The organism is uncultured Intestinimonas sp. (genome assembly GCF_944387725.1).
Classification (GTDB): Bacteria; Bacillota; Clostridia; order Oscillospirales; family Oscillospiraceae; genus Intestinimonas.
The window spans coordinates 1-18,283 of sequence record NZ_CALXGA010000045.1; the positions used below are offsets into that span (position 1 = coordinate 1).

General features: G+C 63.3%; 15 protein-coding genes and 1 pseudogene. 4 read left to right on the top strand and 12 right to left on the bottom strand.

Annotated elements, in window-relative coordinates; genetic code table 11:
• The first annotated feature begins 171 nt into the window (after positions 1–171).
• From hpt to Q0K09_RS07395, 3 genes and pseudogenes are all read left to right on the top strand, one after another.
• Positions 172–732 (top strand): hypoxanthine phosphoribosyltransferase, encoded by a 561-nt coding sequence (gene hpt, locus Q0K09_RS07385; protein ID WP_294474837.1) that lies wholly within the window; start codon positions 172–174, stop codon positions 730–732.
• A 39-nt stretch (positions 733–771) separates the two neighbouring features.
• The gene (gene ftsH, locus Q0K09_RS07390) at positions 772–2,694 is read left to right on the top strand and encodes an ATP-dependent zinc metalloprotease FtsH (RefSeq protein ID WP_365931776.1); all 1,923 of its coding nucleotides are present in this window, start codon (positions 772–774) and stop codon (positions 2,692–2,694) included.
• Positions 2,687–3,195 (top strand): annotated as a pseudogene (locus Q0K09_RS07395) (O-acetyl-ADP-ribose deacetylase). Before ftsH ends, Q0K09_RS07395 begins: the two are co-directional and overlap by 8 nt.
• Positions 3,196–3,260: 65 nt before the next feature.
• On the opposite strand, the gene ugpC reads toward Q0K09_RS07395, so the two are convergent.
• The 11 genes from ugpC to Q0K09_RS07450 form a co-directional block, all read right to left on the bottom strand.
• On the bottom strand, positions 3,261–4,388 hold the full coding sequence (gene ugpC, locus Q0K09_RS07400; protein WP_294474867.1) for a sn-glycerol-3-phosphate ABC transporter ATP-binding protein UgpC: 1,128 nt from the start codon (positions 4,386–4,388) through the stop codon (positions 3,261–3,263).
• Positions 4,389–4,578: 190 nt separating this feature from the next.
• On the bottom strand, positions 4,579–6,276 hold the full coding sequence (locus Q0K09_RS07405; RefSeq protein ID WP_294474840.1) for an alpha-glucosidase: 1,698 nt from the start codon (positions 6,274–6,276) through the stop codon (positions 4,579–4,581).
• A 17-nt stretch (positions 6,277–6,293) separates the two neighbouring features.
• Complete coding sequence (gene pgmB, locus Q0K09_RS07410; RefSeq protein ID WP_294474841.1) at positions 6,294–6,932, bottom strand: beta-phosphoglucomutase; 639 nt, start codon at positions 6,930–6,932, stop codon at positions 6,294–6,296.
• Between the two features lie 2 nt (positions 6,933–6,934).
• A complete protein-coding gene (locus tag Q0K09_RS07415) occupies positions 6,935–9,277 on the bottom strand; it encodes a glycosyl hydrolase family 65 protein (protein WP_294474843.1) in 2,343 nt (780 codons plus the stop codon).
• Positions 9,278–9,302: 25 nt separating this feature from the next.
• The gene (locus Q0K09_RS07420) at positions 9,303–10,133 is read right to left on the bottom strand and encodes a carbohydrate ABC transporter permease (protein WP_294474845.1); all 831 of its coding nucleotides are present in this window, start codon (positions 10,131–10,133) and stop codon (positions 9,303–9,305) included.
• Positions 10,134–10,143: 10 nt separating this feature from the next.
• Complete coding sequence (locus tag Q0K09_RS07425; RefSeq protein ID WP_294474847.1) at positions 10,144–11,058, bottom strand: sugar ABC transporter permease; 915 nt, start codon at positions 11,056–11,058, stop codon at positions 10,144–10,146.
• Positions 11,059–11,408: 350 nt separating this feature from the next.
• On the bottom strand, positions 11,409–12,758 hold the full coding sequence (locus tag Q0K09_RS07430; protein ID WP_294474850.1) for an ABC transporter substrate-binding protein: 1,350 nt from the start codon (positions 12,756–12,758) through the stop codon (positions 11,409–11,411).
• Between the two features lie 125 nt (positions 12,759–12,883).
• The gene (locus tag Q0K09_RS07435; protein ID WP_294474852.1) at positions 12,884–13,912 is read right to left on the bottom strand and encodes a LacI family DNA-binding transcriptional regulator; all 1,029 of its coding nucleotides are present in this window, start codon (positions 13,910–13,912) and stop codon (positions 12,884–12,886) included.
• Positions 13,913–14,114: 202 nt separating this feature from the next.
• Positions 14,115–14,387 (bottom strand): pro-sigmaK processing inhibitor BofA family protein, encoded by a 273-nt coding sequence (locus Q0K09_RS07440; protein ID WP_294474854.1) that lies wholly within the window; start codon positions 14,385–14,387, stop codon positions 14,115–14,117.
• A gap of 3 nt (positions 14,388–14,390) precedes the next feature.
• A complete protein-coding gene (locus tag Q0K09_RS07445) occupies positions 14,391–14,642 on the bottom strand; it encodes a DUF2508 family protein (RefSeq protein ID WP_294474855.1) in 252 nt (83 codons plus the stop codon).
• Between the two features lie 397 nt (positions 14,643–15,039).
• Positions 15,040–15,384, bottom strand: coding sequence for a TIGR04076 family protein (locus tag Q0K09_RS07450; RefSeq protein ID WP_294474857.1), 345 nt, complete (start codon positions 15,382–15,384; stop codon positions 15,040–15,042).
• A 174-nt stretch (positions 15,385–15,558) separates the two neighbouring features.
• Between Q0K09_RS07450 and Q0K09_RS07455 the strand changes: the two genes are divergently transcribed.
• Entirely contained in the window at positions 15,559–17,547 is a 1,989-nt protein-coding gene (locus tag Q0K09_RS07455; RefSeq protein ID WP_294474860.1) for a toprim domain-containing protein, read from the top strand.
• A gap of 112 nt (positions 17,548–17,659) precedes the next feature.
• On the opposite strand, the gene Q0K09_RS07460 is transcribed toward Q0K09_RS07455, so the two are convergent.
• Positions 17,660–17,962 carry a hypothetical protein gene (locus tag Q0K09_RS07460; protein WP_294474862.1) on the bottom strand — a complete coding sequence of 101 codons (303 nt, stop codon included), beginning with the start codon at positions 17,960–17,962 and terminating at the stop codon, positions 17,660–17,662.
• Positions 17,963–18,283: the final 321 nt, after the last annotated feature.

An 18,283-nucleotide genomic window follows, 5' to 3' on the forward strand; every position in this document is an offset into this window, starting at 1 on the left:
CTGCGAAAAAATTGCTTGCCGGCGGCCCAAAATCCCTCGCTGCTGGACACATCGCCAATTTTCAAACAAGCCCTAGTCTGCGGCTGACGCCGCAGCCAGCTCCCCAGAGGAGGAGCCAAAAGAGGACGGCGGACCCCAGGTTCCACAACAGAACAGAAAGAAGGAAACACCATGCAGGCACAGGATATCGAACGGGTCTTATTCACCGAGGAGGCCCTCAGAACCCGGGTGGCGGAGCTGGCCGCCCAGATCGACCGGGACTACGCCGGCCGGGAGCCCATGTTCATCAGCGTCCTCCGGGGCTCCTTCATCTTCATGGCGGACCTGGTGCGGGCCGTCACCCTCCCCTGTAAGCTGGACTTTATGGCCGTGTCCTCCTACGGCTCCGGCACCACCTCCTCCGGCCAGGTGAAGATCACCAAGGACCTCTCCGAGAACATCGAGGGCCGGGACATCGTCGTGGTGGAGGACATCCTGGACAGCGGCAACACCCTGGCCTACCTCCTCCAAATTCTCCAGGCCCGGCGCCCCGCCTCCATCCGGCTGTGCACCCTGCTGGATAAGCCCTCCCGGCGGGTCAAGCCCGTCCAGGCCGACTATGTGGGTTTCCCGGTGGAGGACCTCTTTGTGGTGGGCTACGGGCTGGACTACGCCGAGCGCTACCGGAACCTCCCCTACATAGGCGTGCTCAAGCCCCAGGTCTACGAGCCGGCCGCCTCCGGGGATGCCTAACCCCGTTCCCCAGCCTATCGTGAAGGATGTGGTATTTTCTTGAAGAAGCTCAGCCTGCGTGACATCATCTTCTACGCCCTGATTCTGTTCATTCTGGTGGGGACCCTGTGGACCCTCCAGAGCATGAACACCGGCGGGGAGACCACCTACGACCAGGTCCGCCGGGCCCTGGAACAGCAGAACGTGGAATCGCTGGTGATCGACCAGGAAAACAACCTGATCCTCACCCTGAAGGACGGCGGCACCCTGACCTATGAGCTCTACTCCTTTGAGCTTTTCTACCTGGACTTTAACGACCTGGTGGTCAACCAGTGGCGGGCCGGCATCATCAGCAGCTATGACTACCCGCCGGACCGCACCCCGCCCATCTGGATGGAGTTTCTGCCCTTCCTGGCCATCTGCCTGGTCTTCGGCCTCATGTTCTACTTCATGTTTGTCCGGCAGAACGGGGCCGCCGGCGGAGGCGGCGGGGACCGCACCGCCCGCTTCGGCCGGGCCCGGACCCGAACCCTGGCCGACCAGGGGACCAAGCACGTCACCTTTGCCGATGTGGCCGGAGCCGACGAGGAAAAGGAGGAGCTCCAGGAGATCGTGGAGTTCCTCCGGGACCCCGACCGCTTTGTCTCCCTGGGGGCCCGCATCCCCAAAGGGGTGCTGCTGGTGGGCCCGCCGGGCACCGGCAAGACCCTCCTGGCCAAGGCCGTGGCGGGGGAGGCGGGGGTCAACTTCCTGTCTATCTCAGGCTCCGACTTCGTGGAGCTCTATGTGGGCGTGGGGGCCAGCCGGGTCCGGGACCTCTTTGACCAGGCCAAGAAGGACTCCCCCGCCATCGTCTTCATCGACGAGATCGACGCCGTGGGCCGTCAGCGGGGGGCCGGCCTGGGGGGCGGCCACGACGAGCGGGAGCAGACCCTCAACCAGCTCCTGGTGGAGATGGACGGCTTCTCCTCCAACGAGGGGGTCATCGTCCTGGCCGCCACCAACCGGGTGGACATCCTGGACCCCGCCCTGCTGCGGCCCGGCCGGTTTGACCGGCAGGTCTATGTGGGCTACCCCGACATCAAGGGCCGGGAGGCCATTTTGAAGATCCATGCCCGGAACAAGCCCCTGGCCGAGGACGTCTCCCTGGCCGAGCTGGCCAAGGCCACCGGCGGCTTCACAGGCGCCGATTTGGAGAACCTGATGAACGAGGCCGCCCTCCTGGCCGCCCGGCGGGGGGAGCCCTTTCTCACCATGTCCGACCTCCACGAGGCCGTCATCAAGGTGGTGGCCGGCCCGGAGAAGAAGAGCCGGGTGGTGACGGCCCGGGAGCGGAAGCTCACCGCCTACCACGAGGCCGGCCACGCCGTGGTGAGCCACGCCCTGGAGACCGCCGACCCGGTCCACCAGATCACCATTGTGCCCCGGGGCGGGGCGGGGGGCATGACCATCAGCCTGCCCCAGGAGGACAGGAGCTTCCAGTCCCGCCTGGAGCTCACCGAGCGCATCGCCTCCCTGCTGGGGGGCCGGGTGGCCGAGGAGCTCACCCTGGGGGACATCTCCACCGGGGCGGGCAACGATATCCAGCGGGCCAGCGCCATCGCCCGGAACATGGTCATGCGCTACGGCATGAGCCCCCGCCTGGGGAGCGTCACCTTCGACACCGGCCACGATGAGGTCTTCATCGGCCGCTCCATGGCCCAGGCCAAGAGCTACTCCGAGGAGGTGGCCGCCATCATCGACGAGGAGGTCAAAACCCTCATCGACAGCGCCTACGCCCGGTGCCGGACCATCCTGACCGAGCAGCGCGCCGCCCTGGAGCTGGCGGCCCGGTACCTGCTGGAGTTCGAGACCATGGACGCCGGGACCTTCCAGAAGGTCTTCACCCAGCCGGAAGACCTGGAGGCCCAGCTGGCCGCCCATCAGTCCGGCGGAGCGGAGGAGCCCCCCGCCCCGGAGAGCGAGGAGGCGTCCCATGACTGACCAGATCGCCACCTGGCTGGAGGACATCACCCAGTTCCCCGCCGACGCCATTGCCAACGCCGCCAACACCTCCCTGCTGGGAGGCGGCGGGGTGGACGGGGCCATCCACCGAACCGCCGGGCCGGAGCTGCTGGAGGAAGGCCGCGCCCTCCACGGCTGTGCGACGGGGAAGGCCAAGCTCACCCGTACCGCCTGCCGGCCAAATACGTCCTCCACACCCCCGGCCCCATCTGGCGCGGCGGGGACCGGGGGGAGCGGGCGCTCCTGGCCTCCTGCTACCGCTCCTGCCTGGAGCTGGCTCTGGACCACGGCTTCCGGACGGTGGCCTTCCCCTCCATCAGCACCGGGGTCTATCGCTTCCCCCTGGGCCTGGCTGCCCCCATCGCTGTGGAGACGGTGCGGAACTTCCTGGCGGCCCACCCCGGGACCTTCGACCAGATCACCTTCGTCTGCTTCGACCGGCGGACCAGGGATGCCTACGACCGGGCCCTCCAGGCATAACAACAACGGACTGTCTCTCCCGGCGGGAGAGACAGTCCGTTGTTTGTTTCATGCGCAGCTGCGGTTTAGGTTCCGTACATCAGGTTCTTCTCCGTCTGGGGGTCAAAGAGGTGGATCAGCTCAGGGCGGAAGGTAAAGCGGATCTCTGTGCCATAGGGGATGCCGGCCCGGTGCTCCTCCGGCAGGTCCGTGGTTGGAATGCGCATCACCACGTCCCTGCCCACGGCGTTGACGTGGAGGTACACCTCGCTGCCCATCATCTCGGACACATCCACCCGGCTGGCGATGGTGTGGCCGCCCGCCTCCGCCGCGAAGGAGAGGTGCTCCGGGCGGGCGCCCACCGTCACGGCCATGCCGCCCACCCCCCGCTGGCTGAGGAGGTCCTGCGCGGTCTGCGGCAGCGTCATGGCGGCTTCGCCGATGGTGACCTGGTACCTGCCGTCCTGCTTGGTCAGCTGTCCGTCGAAGAAGTTCATCTGAGGGGAGCCGATGAAGCCGGCCACAAACAGGTTGGCTGGCTGGTCGAACACCTCCTGGGGCGTGCCGGTCTGCTGGATGAAACCGTCCTTCATGATGACGATCCGGTCGCCCAGGGTCATGGCCTCGGTCTGGTCGTGGGTGACGTAGACGAAGGTGGTTTGGATGCGCTGCCGGAGCTTGATGATCTCCGCCCGCATTTGGTTGCGCAGCTTGGCGTCCAGGTTGGACAGGGGCTCATCCATCAGGAACACCTTGGGGTCCCGGACGATGGCCCGGCCAATGGCCACCCGCTGCCGCTGGCCGCCGGACAGGGCTTTGGGCTTGCGCCCCAGGTACGTCGTAATGTCCAGAATCTCCGCAGCCTCCCGCACCTTCCGGTCGATCTCCTCCTTGGGGGTCTTGCGCAGCTTCAGGGCGAAGGCCATGTTCTCATACACGGTCATATGGGGGTACAGGGCATAGCTCTGGAAGACCATGGCGATATCCCGGTCCTTGGGCTCCACATCGTTCATCCGCTTGCCGCCGATGAACAGGTCGCCCTCAGAGATTTCTTCCAGCCCCGCAATCATCCGCAGGGTGGTGGATTTGCCGCAGCCGGAGGGGCCCACCAGCACGATGAACTCCTTGTCCGCGATCTCCAGGTTGAAGTCATGAACGGCGGTCACCTTGTTGTCATAGATCTTTTTTACGTTTTTCAGACTCACAGTTGCCATATACATGGGCCGTAAGGGCAATGCCTCCGCAAATACCCTCTCGCTTCCGGGGCGCAAAGCCCCGGGAAAGCTGCGACAGGTCTCCACACTGCCGCACCGCCGGCCCGGCGGACCTTTCCTCCTTTTGACCGCTCTCCCGCCCTATGGAAATGGAGTAGATGCGGGAGGCATGTGATTATGGCCGCTGAGATTATGTCTCAGACTGCCCGCCGCGCCGCAGGGCAAAGGCCTCAAAGGGGCGCAGCACGTTCCCGGCGCCGGCGCCGTCATAGTTGGAGATCAGAATCTCCCCATGCGTCCAGCCGTCCGGAAGGTTCCATCGCACCTCCTTCCCGGTAAAATTGCACACCACCAGAATCTCCTTCCCGTTGAGGGTCCGGGTATAGGCGTAGATCTCCTCGCTGTCCGGGAGAAGCAGCCGGTAGTGTCCGTACAGCAGGGTGTCGCTCCCCTTCCGCACGGCCAGCAGCCTGCGGTAGAAGTGATAGACAGAGTCTGGGTCGTCAACCTGGCTCTGGGCATTGATGTACGGGTAGTTGGGATTGAGGGCAATCCAGGGCTCGCCGTCGGTAAAACCGGCGTTCCGGCCGGCGGTCCAGTGCATGGGGGTGCGGGCGTGTTCCCGGCTGTTGTAGTTGATGACCCCCATCATATCCTCGTGGCTGACCCCCAGGCGCTCCGTCCGCTCCCGGTAGGCGTTGCGGGTCTGCACATCGTTGATGCTGTCAATGCTGGTGAAGTGGGTATTGGTCATCCCCAGCTCCTCGCCCTGGTAGATGTAGGGGGTGCCCTGCATCAGATAGAGGCACACCGCCAGCATCTTGGCCGAGCGGACCCGGCTCTCCTCGGTGGAATCGTCCCCAAACCGGGAGACAGGGCGGGGCTGGTCATGGTTGCCCCAGAACAGGGTGTTCCAGGCCCTGCCGTCCAGCAGGGTCTGCCAGCGGGTCATGACGCCCTTGATGTCCGTCAGCTTCCAGGGGTGCTCCAGCTCCCACCTGCGGGTTTCCCCGCCGTCCACGTCCATCAGTTCAAAGTGGAACACCATGTTCAGCTCGCCCCGGTCAAAGCCGGCGTATTGGCAGGCCAGCTCCGGGGTGACTGCGGCGTTTTCCCCCACCGTCATGCAGTCGTAGCGGCTCAGTACCCGGCGGTTCATCTCCCGGAGGTACTCATGCACCCGGGGGCCGTTGGCGCACTGACCCGTGTAGTCCCCGTAAAGCCCGTCGGCCCGGAGGGGGCCATCGGCGTAGCCTCCTTTGGAAATCATGCTGATCACGTCCATACGGAAGCCGTCGATGCCCCTTTGGAACCAGAAGTCCATCATGTCGAACACCGCGTCCCGCACCGCCGGATTCTCCCAGTTGAGGTCCGGCTGCTCCGGCGTAAACAGGTGGAGGTAATACTGCCCGGTGTCCTTGTCGTAGGTCCAGGCCGGGCCGCCGAAGCAACCGCCCCAGTTGTTGGGCGGTCCGCCGTCCGGCTTGGGGTCCTTCCAGATATAGTAGTCCCGCATGGGGCCGTTCCGGTCCGAGCGGCTGGCCAGAAACCAGGGGTGCTGGTCAGAGGTGTGGTTGACCACCAGGTCCATGACCAGGCGCATCCCCCGCCGGTGGACCGCCTCCAGCAGCCGGTCAAAGTCCTCCATGGTGCCAAATTCGGCCAAAATCGCCCGGTAGTCCCGGATGTCATAGCCGTTGTCCACATTGGGGGAGTCGTAGATGGGGTTCAGCCACAGCACGTCCACACCCAGCCCCTGAATATAATCCAGCTTTTGCAGGATGCCGTTGAGATCCCCGATCCCGTCTCCGTTGGAGTCACAGAAGCTCCGGGGGTAGATCTGGTAGACGGCGGCCTCTTTCCACCATGCGCGCTGTATCTTTTCCATTGTGGCGCCTCCTCAAGCTATAAAATCAGGCCGGGCAGCTCCTCCAGCCGGTCCAGGTGATATGTGGGCGCAAAAGGCATTTCGGCGTCCCCCAGAATGGCGCAGTCCATACCGCCGGCCCGGGCCGCCTCCAGCCCGGCGGAGGCGTCCTCCACCACCAGGCAGCGGGCGGGCGGCGTCTCCACCTGTTCCGCCGCCTTCAGAAATACCTCCGGGTCCGGTTTGGAGTGGGTGATCTGCGTACCGTCGCACACCGCGTCAAACAGCTCCTCCGCCTGAAGCTGGCGCAGAATGAAGCCCGCGTTCTTACTGGAGGAGCCCACGGCCAAGCGCAGTCCCGCAGCGCGCAGGCGTTTAAGGGTGTCCCGCACGCCCTCCCCCATGTCCGCCGGGGTGAGCTGGCTGAGCAGGGCCCGGTAGCGGTCGTTCTTCTCCTCCGCCAGGCGCAGCTTTTCCTCTCCGGAGAGGGTCAGGGGGCTCCCCTCCAGAATAATCTCCAGGCTCTCCATCCGGCTGACCCCCCGCAGGCGCTGGTTGATCTGCTCGTCAAAGGGCGCCCGCACCTCCTGCGCCGTCTGCTTCCACGCCTCATAGTGGAAACGGTCGGTGGTGCACAGCACACCGTCCAGGTCAAAAAGAATGGCTTGATATTTCATGGTCAATTCCCTCCACCGCTTTCGGCCCTCTGTGCGCCGTTTTGGGATAATGTGTGCATGGTCTGCGCCAGCTGCAGACGGACCGCCCGGCCGGACAGGTGGGTGACCGCGATGCGCTCCGGCGTCAGCTCCACCCGGAGCCGGGCCCCCTGCCACTCCAGGCAGAAGGCCATCCGCCGCCAGCTCTTGGGCAGGTGATTGTCCAGAGACAGCACATCCGCGTGCCACTGCAGCCCGGCAAAGCCGCAGACCACGCACTGCCAGATGTTGCCCATGGAGGCGCTGTGAATCCCCTCGTCGGAGGAGGCGGGGTTGGGGCCCAGGTCCACGGCGCAGGCATGGCGGTAGAGCTCCAGCGCCATCTCCTCCAGCGACAGCCAGGCCGCCAGGATGCAGTGCTGGCCGTGGCTCAGGGAGGAGTCGTGCAGGGTGCGGGATTCGTAAAACAGGAAATTCTTCCGGCGGGTCTCCGCGTCAAAGAGCTCCGGCATGATGCGCAGCAGCATGACCAGGTCCGCCTGCTTGGATACCATCAGGTGGTTCATCTGTGCCTGGCTGTAATCCTCATAGATGTCAGAGACCCCCGCCTGGCACTTGTATCGGGTCAGGTCGATTTTCTCCAGACCCAGATATTGGTCGTTTTGGGGGACAAGGCCGTCCGGCCCGGGGACAGGCAGGTAGAGGGCCTGCCGCTTGGCGCGGAATTCCTGGACCAGGTCCGGCAGGTTGTACCGGCTGGACAGATTCGCCCAGGCGCCGGGCCACGCCCGCTCCATGCGCTCCATAATGCCGGCGGCGTACTCCAGATTCCAGGCTGCCATGTAGTTGGTAAAGGCGTTGTTGTCCACATGCTCCTTATACTCATCCGGGCCAATCACATTGCGAATCTCATAGCGGCCCGGCTCCCCCCGCCATTCCAGACGGCTTGCCCAAAACCGGGCAGTTTCCACCAGAAGCTCGCACCCACAGCGGTCCATAAAGGCCTCGTCCCCTGTGGCAGTGTAGTACAGCCATACCGCCCAGGCGATGTCCGCAGTGATGTGGTGCTCCAGCAGGCCGGTGAGAATGGGAATGCTGTCCCCGGTGGCGATATCGGCCGCGCCAAACTGGGGCGTCACTTCGCCGTCGTCCAGCCAGGCGCTCTCCCAGGGGAACATGGCCCCCTCATAGCGGTTCTCCCGGGCCTTCCGGCGGGCGCCGGGCAGACTGCGCCAGCGGTACTCCAGCAGAGTGCGGGCGGCGGCCGGGTCGGTGAAGAGATAGTGGGGCAGCAGGAACATCTCTGTATCCCAGAAGGAGTGCCCCTTGTAGCCCTCGCCGGTCATGCCCTTGGCGCCGATGCCCACCCGGCTGTCATCCCGCTTGATCATGATGTTCAGGTGGTAGAGGGCGAAGCGGAGGCCCAGCTGGTCCAGGGGGTCGGGGCTGTCAATCTCCACGTCGTTTTTCTCCCAGTACGCGGACCAGCGCCGGGCGGAGGCGGCCAGCAGCGCGTCATAGCCGCGCCCTGCCGCCGTCTGGATGCAGGCGTCTCCCGCCTCGCTGACAGCGGCCATATCGCCGGTGCCGGCAGGGCATTCGGGGGCGGCGAAGGGCAGGTCCCGCCCTGTGTGGTAGCAGGCCAGCTTTTCCATCCGCAGGGTCTGCCCCTGGGCGAGCCGGAAGGAATAGCGGTTGACAAACCGCCGCCGCTCCATCACCGGCAGGGCCCGCTCCGGCGGAAGGCTGAAGCGGTGGACGCAGTGGATGGCGACGGGGATCTGAGACTGGCACGTCCAGGCGCACAGCCGGAGCACCTCCCCGCCCAGCAGGCGCTTTTCCCCCTCGGTGCAGTGCTGAGAGCCGGTGTTGGTGATGCGGGAGTTGATCCCGCTCTCCATCACCAGCTCCAGGGGGCCGGAGCGCGGGGTCAGCTCCAGGGAAAAGGCGGCCAGGTGCTCCTCATCCAGGGAGACAAAGCGCCGGAAGCACAGCTCCACCACGTCCCCCTTGGGGCTGGTCCAGCGGAGGCGGCGCACCACCTCGCCGGTGCGCAGGTCCAGCGTGCGGGCGTAGTCCTCCCAGCAGCCGCGATCCATGGAAAACCGCTCCCCGCGGATGGAGAGGACCAGCTCCGTCACATCCGGCAGGTTGGGGAGCTCCGTCACCTCGTCTTCCATGGACTTATTGAACGTTCCTGTAATGAACGCGCCCCGGCGCTGGCCCACATAGCCCTCCTCCTGGGCGCAGCGCAGATTCAGATACCCATTCCCCTGGGCCAGGATGGATTCCCCCTTGGCAATGTAGCGGGGGTCAAAGCTGGTCTCCTCGATGATCCAGCCCTGGGCCGGTTTGTTTTCACTCATAAACAAGGCTCCTTGTCTTAGAAATTCAGCCCTTTATGCCAGCTGTGGCCACACTGGCCTGCACCTTCTCCTGCGCCAGGGCGTACAGGATGATCCCCGGCAGGATCACCACAGTAAGCGCCGAGAACAGCTGGGTGTAGTTGTAGGAAAATTCGCTGGTAAAGAACGCCAGCGCGATGGGCAGGGTCCGCTGGGAGTCGGACACCGTCAGCAGGGAGGCGAAGTAGTACTCGTTCCAGTTGTTCAGGAACATCAGAATGCCGGCCGTGGTCAGGGCGTTTTTGACCAGGGGCAGATTGATGCGCAGGAAGACGCGCACAAAGCCCGCTCCGTCCACAATGGCGGCCTCGTCCAGGGTCTTGGGCACGGCCATGAAACCGGCCTTGAGGATAAAGATGGACATGGCCATCCCCATGGACAGGTAGACAAACGTGACGCCCCAGATATTGTCGTACAGCCCCAGCTGCATCACCAGGCTGAAGATGGGCTGGGTCTTGCTGTGTGCGGGCACCAGCAGGGTGATGGTAAAGAGGATGTACAGGAGCCGGCGGCCGGGGAAGTTAAATTTCGCGATCACATAAGCGCCCATGGAGTAAAACAGCAGGGACACCACCGTGGACACCCCTGCGGCCAGCAGGGAATTAAGAAAGTAGACGGGGAAGTTGTAGGTGTCAAACAGATGGGCAAAGGTATCCAGGGAGATGGATGACGGCAGGGCCAGGGGATCGCTCAAAATCTCTCCGTTTGTCTTAAAAGCCGACACGATGACCCAGAGGAGCGGGAAGGCGGATATGACAAGGACAAACGCCTCCACGGCGTACAGGAAGATTCGCGTCATTCCCTTTTTCAGTATCATTTCCCTCACCTCAATAATCCGATTCGTCCATGCGGAAGAGCTTATTCACTACGGCCAGGATCAGCAGGCCGATAAGAAACATCACCACGCCCACCGCGTTGGCATAGCCGTAGCGGTAATCCAGAATGCCGTTTACCAGCAGGATGGACAGGCTCATGGTGTCGTTTCCCGGTCCGCCGGCGGTGGTCAGGGAGATCTGTTCATACATGGCGATTCGGGCTGTCAGGGAGCAGATCACACTGGTGCCGATGGCGCTGCGGCACAGCGGAAGCTGGATGTGCCGGATAAACTGCCAGCCCGTGGCGCCATCCAGGCGGGCGGCCTCCCCCAGCTCCTGGGGGATGTTCATCAGATCCCCCAGCACCACCAGGGTGACAATCACCGCGTAGAACAGCCACGTCAGCGTCACCGCCCAGAAGGCCCAGGGAGACTGATAAAACCACTGGACGTTAAATTCAGGGTTCACACCGCGGATGATGTTGTTGAGCACCCCGAAGTCGTTGTTAAAAATAAACCGGTAGATCATGGCCCAGGCCGCGGCGCTGATGACGTTGGGGATCATGAACACGGCCCGGGTTGCCTTCCAGCCCCGGGGCTTCTGGTAGAGCACAAAGGCCACCAGCGTGCCGAAGCCCACATGCAACGTGGCCGCCACCAGGCACCAGAAAAACAGGTTTTTCAGCGACATCAGAAAGCCGTTGTTGGAAAACAGGTTGATGTAGTTGCGCAGTCCGCTGAACTCAGGCGGGTTGAAGCCGTCCCAACTGGTGAAGGAGGTGACAAATACCTGGACAATGGGGGCGGCATAAAAGAGGACAAAAATCACAAAGGTGGGCAGAAGGAACAGGTAGATCCATTTGTAGTTCGACCGCCGCATCCGGCTGATGTGGGACCGGCGGCCCGTCCGCTTGTGAGGTATGTTCATACAAAGCACTCCTTTCCCCGCACGGCGGCCGTCCCTCCGGTGCGGACGCCGCAGCGCTATCCTCCGCTGCAGACAGGAAAGTAAATGCGGTGCGTCAATGCCTCCTGCGGAAGCATGACGCACCGCATGGTCCGCTCCAGTGCTCCATCTGGTAGGTGATGCAGTTTGGGCCCGGGGGAGGATGGGGTCCTGAGAAGGCGGGGGACGCAGATGGGCTTACCGCCCATCCAGGACGGCAGCGCACACAGGCGCTCAGCCTGCCCGGGCGCGAATGCAGGATTCTGACCGGATGGAGCACCAGGTCAAGCCGGCCGTATCCCGGCAGGCCCTATGGAAGACAGTCCCTTCCGTTACTCGGCCGCAGCCGCAACGGCACTGTCGGTCATCCACTGCGCGAACTCCTCCGGGGTGTATGTACCGTCCGCCAGGGAGGGCAGAAGGCGGCCAAAGTCCGAGTTTGCCACAGAAGCCGGGATCATGTCCAGGATGCAGGGGGCAAAGACGGTCTCCTCCGTGGTGTCGGCGGCCAGATCGGCCAGCACCTGGGTCTCAGCCTGCTGGGCCTTAAAGTTCTCGCTGTACTCCAGCTTGGGGGCGTCGCCGCCCTCGGCCAGCAGGTAAGCCTCCAGCTCCTCAGGGGAGTAGACGAACTCCAGGAAGGCCTTGGCCAGCTCCAGCTCCTCCTCGGTAGCGGAGGCGGAGATCCACCACTCCCCGAAGCAGGCGGTGGTGGCGATGCCCACCTGGCCGGGGAACAGGGAGGCGTGTACGCCGGCGCCGTTGAAGCCGTTGCTCCAGTTGGCGGAGTTGGTCTCCTCAAAGTCGGCGGACATCCAGGGGCCGTTGGCGATGAGGGCAGCCTGGCTGCTCATGAAGGCGTTGGCCGCGTCAGCATAGGCCGCGCCGATGGAGTTGGAGGCGGCGTTGTTCTGTAACAGCGCCTGCAAATTGGCCACGGCGTTGATGAAGACGGGGGTGTTGAAATCGGTGATCTTGGCCTCCACGCCGCTCTGGAGCCACTCTACGCCGCCGTCCTCTGCGGCAATGAGGGCCGTGAGGAACAGGGCCGCCACCCAGCCGTTCTCCGCAGTGGAGAAGGCGATCTTCTGGTCGCCCAGGAGGGTGAAGAACTCGTCCATGGTCAGGGCGCTCAGGTCCTCCTGGGGGTCCCACATGGCGGAGTTGTAGAAGAAGCCGGTGGGACGCACCGTGGCCAGGGGCAGGCTGTAAATGGTGCCGTCCTCATTGGTGCAGTACGCCAGGCCGTCGTCCAGCAGCACATCCTTCACCGCCGGGGTCTCGTTGAGCCACTCGCTCAGGTCGTAAGCCATGCCGTTGGGAAAGGCGATGTTGGCCATCCAGTCCACGTCGCCGCCCTGGACCAGCACGGGGAGCATGTCCTGCTGGGCCAGCTGGATGAGGCGGTCCTTGAAGCCGTCCTCGGGTACGCTCTCCAGATTGATCTTGTACTGCCCCTCGTACAGCTGGTTGAACCGTTCCACCTGCGGCTCAAAGAACACGGCGCCCACGTTTTCGCCAGTCTTATAGGAGGGGATGGTGATTTCGATGACTCCGCTGGTGGAGCCGGATGGGTCGGAGCCTGCGGCGGAGGGGCTGGGATCGGCCCCGCCGCCGCCGCAGCCGGCCAGCGCGGCCAGCATGGAGCCGGCCAGGATGCCTGAGATGAGCTTCTTTTTCATGGTGATCCTCCTTTTATGATGGCTTGGGTCTATGTTTGAAACGGCAAATTGCCCTTCCAACTGGGTAGTGCGGCCTACGAAAACGTTTTCGGAGACCGGTCAGAAAAAAGCGGGATATGCCCGCTCTATTCTGACCCCAATGTCTGCACACTTCCACGCTCCACCAGCGTGTGGGGAAGCACCAGCTTCTGGGCGGGCCGGATGCCATGGAGCATGTCATACAGCAGCCGGGCCGCCTCATAGCCTTTTTTCTTGATATTCTGATCCACTGTGGTAATTTTGGGGTCGGTGTAGTTGGTGACCTCCAGGCCGTCGTAGCCCACGATGGAGTAATCGGCGGGTACGCGGCAGCCCATGGACTTGACCGCCTCCATCGCGCCAATGGCCAGCATATCGCTCATGCACAGGAAGGCGGTGACGCTGTCCGGGTCGTGGGTGCGGAAATAGGCGTCCACACCGGCGGCGGCCTCCTCCCGGAGGAAGTTGGTGTAAATAATGGCGTCGTGGGTCAGGGTAAGGCCGTTGCGCACAAAGGCCTGGTGTGCGCCGGCCAGGCGCTCCATGCTGACCATGGCGTTCTTGCGCCCATGCACCAGGACAATCTTGCGGTGCCCACGGTCAATCAGGTACTGGGTCAGTTCGTCAAAGGCGGCCACATCGTCCAGCGTCACATTGCTGGTGCAGGGGCTCCGCACCTCGGTGTCAATGGTGACGCAGGGGCGGTGGCTGGCGGAGAGGGCCGCGCAGTAGGGGTCGTTTGTCTTGAGCCCAAACAAAATGGCCCCGGCGATGTTGTGCTCATAGCACAGCTGCTCATAGCTTTTCTCCCGCTGAGTCTTGGAGTTGATCACATACATGGCGATGTCAATGCCATGCTCAGAGGCGAACTGGTAAATACCCTTCATCAGCATCGTCTCAAAGTCGTTGAGCATGGTATCCTCTAAAAAGCCGGACAGGATCAGCGCGATATTTTTCACATGCTTGGAGGACAGGCTGCGCGCCATCTGATTGGGGCGGTACCCCAACTCCTGTGCAATGCGCCGGATGCGCTCACGGGTGTGATAATTTACATCGGCATAATTATTCAAGGCCCGCGAGACGGTGCCGATGGTCACCCCGGCGGCCTTTGCCACGTCCCGAATGGTTGCCGGCATGAGAGGTTCCTCGCTTTCCAATCAAAAACGTTTTCGGAAGCTGTTACTCCATTTATACAGGATTCATAGAATTTTGTCAAGAACTTTTTTATTTTTATTGGATATATCCATCCCTTATCCCGTCTTCATGCAAAAGGCCTGCGCCGGCAGGACGCCGTCGCAGGCCTTTTTGACCGTCGGTTGGTATTCCGCCCACAGGGGCTTACTGTCCCAGGGCCCAGTTGAGCATCAGGAGGAGCCCGAAGCCCGGGACCCCCAGCAGGGCCATCACCAGGGCGTTGGCCAGGTTGATCCCCAGGGCGCAGCCCAGGGCGGCCCCCAGGGGGTGAAAGGCCGCCAGGGCCCCCAGGGATACCACCGTCCGCAGACACAGCCGGCCGGCGTACCGGATGGGCTGCCGCAGCATCAGCAGCGCCCCCACCGCCACCAGCCCCAGCAGGAGCCAGGGCAGGGTATCGGTGAGCAGGCCGCCCACCCCTCAGCCCTCCTGCCGCTCCAGCTCCTTGACCCGGCGCAGGAAGTAGGAATACCGGGCCTGGAGGGAGTTGATCTCAAAGACGTAGGACTCGATGAGGTCCGGGTCGCCGGTGCCGTTGAAGCCGGCATAGGCCTGGCTGATGAGGACCCGGGTTTTGGCCAGGCCCTCCTTCATGCTCCGAAGCTCGGTGTCCCGCGCGCTTTCCGCCCGCCTGCGGAAGAAAAATGCCTTGTCTCTGGCTGCCGCCAGCATGGCCGCCGCCTCCTTTCCAAAAACGCTCTGTTCAGAACAGTCTATGAAAAGTTTGGACAAATATTCCAGCAGCTATACCAGAAATTGGACGGTATTTCTCCCGGCGGGGCGGCACATACTATGCTCGGACAGGCAAAGAGCCTTCCGCCGGACAAACATCTCCTTTTAAGCCGGTGCCGGGTGACGTCACCCTCAGGCGAAAGGCGAAAGGAGAGCGCCGCATGGGAAAGAACCCCTCTGTTGGGAGAGATGACAGCCCACGGCCCAAGGCAGAAGGACGCCTGCTCCCTTTCCCCGGCTCCGCCGGAGGCCCGGGGCAGCCCCCGGACCGGGGCGGACACCGGACAGGCCCGCATGTGGAACCCCTCCACATGCGGGCCTTGGGCGTTTCCGGCCCTCAGCGCACGGGGGTGTAGTCGATCTGAGAGGTCTCCTGGGTGGTCTCCAGCTTGAAGATCACCGGGCGCAGGCCGTCGTTGCAGGAGCAGATGGCTACCCCCGGTTTGCGAATCCAGTCCCCGTAGTAGAACAGGCCCTCCCCCGCCCCGTGGGCCAGGGCAAAGACGTATTGGTAGATGGCCTTCCACGCCTCGTCGCACAGGCCCTCCGGCTTGGCGTAGTCGGCGTAGAACACCGTTCCCTCCCGCAGCATGGGGCAGGGGCCCAGGCCCTCCGCGCCGTACTCCGCCGCCAGCTCCCGGTCCAGGGTGGTCTTCAGCACCGTGATTTTGACTTTCTTCATATGCACATCCCCCTTTTTGGCTCTGCGTCCCAGTGTATCACATCCCGCCGCCCGGCGCAACCTCTGGGGAAAGGCCGCCTTTTGTGAAACGGGCGTTCGGTTTTCTTGACACCGGGGGCCAAAATGGGATAAACTAAGAGCTATCTCGAGATTTGGAAAGGTGAGGAACATCCCATGGCCAAGACCGCCGGCAAGCAGCAGTACGGCAACGACTCCATCTCCGCCCTGAAGGGGGCCGACCGGGTGCGCAAACGCCCCGGAGTCATCTTCGGCTCCGACGGGCTGGAGGGCTGTGAGCACGCCGTTTTTGAAATTTTATCCAACGCCATCGACGAGGCCCGGGAGGGCCACGGCGACGTCATCACCGTCACCCGGTACGCCGACCGGTCCATCGAGGTGGAGGACTTCGGCCGGGGCTGTCCCGTGGACTGGAACGAGAAGGAGCAGAAGTACAACTGGGAGCTGGTCTTCTGCGAGCTCTACGCCGGGGGCAAGTACAACAACCTGGAGGGGGACAACTACGAGTACTCCCTGGGCCTCAACGGCCTGGGCACCTGCGCCACCCAGTACGCCTCCGAGTGGTTCGACGCCGTGATCCACCGGGACGGCTTCGAGTACACCCTCCACTTTGAAAAGGGGGAAAACATCGGCGGGCTCCGGAAAACCCCCTGGAGCGGGAAAAAGAACGGCTCCAAATTTCGCTGGAAGCCCGACCTGGAGGTCTTCACCGACATCGCCATCCCCGTGGACTACTTCCTGGACGTGCTCAAGCGCCAGGCGGTGGTCAACGCCGGGATCACCTTCCGCTTCCGCAACCAGGTGGAGGGGAAGTTCGAGACCACCGAGTTCCGGTATGAGCACGGCATCCAGGACTATGTCTCCGAGCTGGCAGGGGAGGACCCCCTCACCACCCCCGTCTTCTGGCAGGCCGAGCGCCGGGGCCGGGACCGCTCCGACAAGCCGGAGTACAAGGTGAAGCTCAGCGTGGCCCTGTGCTTTTCCAACCGGGTCCAGGTCATCGAGCACTACCACAACTCCTCCTGGCTGGAGCACGGCGGCTCCCCGGAGAAGGCCATGCGTTCGGCCCTGGTCTCGGCCATCGACGGCTGCCTCAAGGCCCAGGGCAAATACCAGAAGAGCGACAGTAAAATCACCTGGAACGACGTCCAGGACTGCCTGATCTTTGTCTCCAACAACTTCTCCACCCAGACCTCCTACGAAAACCAGACCAAAAAGGCCATCAACAACAGGTTCATCCAGGAGGCCATGACGGAGTTTCTCAAGAGCCAGCTGGAGGTCTACTTTATTGAAAACCCCTTCGACGCCCAGAAGATCGCCGAGCAGGTGCTGCTCAACAAGCGCAGCCGGGAGGTGGCGGAAAACACCCGGCTGAACATCAAAAAGAAGCTCTCCGGCAGCGTGGACATCTCCAACCGGGTCCAGAAGTTCGTGGACTGCCGCACCAAGGACACCGAGCGCCGGGAGCTCTACATCGTGGAGGGCGACTCCGCCCTGGGCTCGGTGAAGCTCTCCCGGGACGCGGAGTTCCAGGGCATCATGCCGGTGCGGGGCAAAATTCTGAACTGCCTCAAGGCCGACTACGGCAAGATCTTCAAGTCCGAGATCATCACCGACCTTCTGAAGGTCCTGGGCTGCGGGGTGGAGGTCAAGGACCGCCGGGCCAAGGACATGGCGGAGTTCGATCTGATGAACCTGCGCTGGAACAAGATTGTCATCTGCACCGACGCCGACGTGGACGGCTACCAGATTCGGACCCTGATCCTCACCATGCTCTACCGCCTGACCCCCACCCTCATCCAGCGGGGGTATGTGTATATCGCCGAGTCCCCCCTCTATGAGATCAACTGCAAGGAAAAGACCTGGTTCGCCTACAACGAGAGCGAGAAGGCGTCCATCCTCCAGGAGCTGGAGGGGAAGAAGTACACCATCCAGCGCTCCAAGGGCCTGGGCGAGAACGACCCGGACATGATGTGGCTGACCACCATGAACCCCGCCACCCGGCGGCTCATCAAGGTCATGCCCGAGGACGTGGCGCGCACCGCCGCCGTCTTCGACCTGCTGCTGGGGGACAACCTCCAGGGCCGGAAGGACCACATCGCCGAAAACGGGTACAAATATCTGGAGCTGGCGGATATCTCGTGAGGACGGGAGGGCGCGGGAAGCCAGGGCGGCGGAGGCCCCGCCGGGCGCAAAAAGGCCGCCGGCCGGAACGCGGCGGCCCCGGCCGGCGGCGGATAGACGTATGGATTTGCGGTTACCCCTTGGCCTTTGCCCGGAAGGCCTCCAGGAAGGCCTGTTCCTCCTTCCGGCCCCCCACCGGGCCTGGGGCGCGGCGCTTTTTGCCCCGCCGGATGGCATAGACGATCAGCGCCACCCCGCCCACGGCCGGAATCGCCCCGATGAAGATGCCGGAGAAGACGATTTCCTGGATCGAGGCCAGGGCGTATCCCATGACCGCCAGGATGAGGGCCCCCAGCAGCACCCCGCACACAATCATGGCGATTTCCCCCGCCCGGGAGCCCTTTTCCCGGCTCAAATGGGTTTCACAACAGCTCAAAATACAGCTTCCTCCCTTTATACTCCACAATTAGAACTTTGGACCATTCCAAAGGATACCACAGCGGCGGGACAGATGCAGCCGCAAACTTCCCGCCCTGTCAGAACGGCCCCGGTCAGGGGTGATAAGAGAAGGACGGATACCAATGGCCAAGAAAAAGCCCCCCCAGGAGGGGAAAAAGCGGGTGGACGACTCCAATGTCCTGGGCCTCCACGCCGAGGTGCTGGAGCAGCCCATCACCCAAACCCTGGAGCTCAACTACATGCCCTACGCCATGAGCGTCATCGTCTCCCGGGCCATCCCGGAGATCGACGGCTTCAA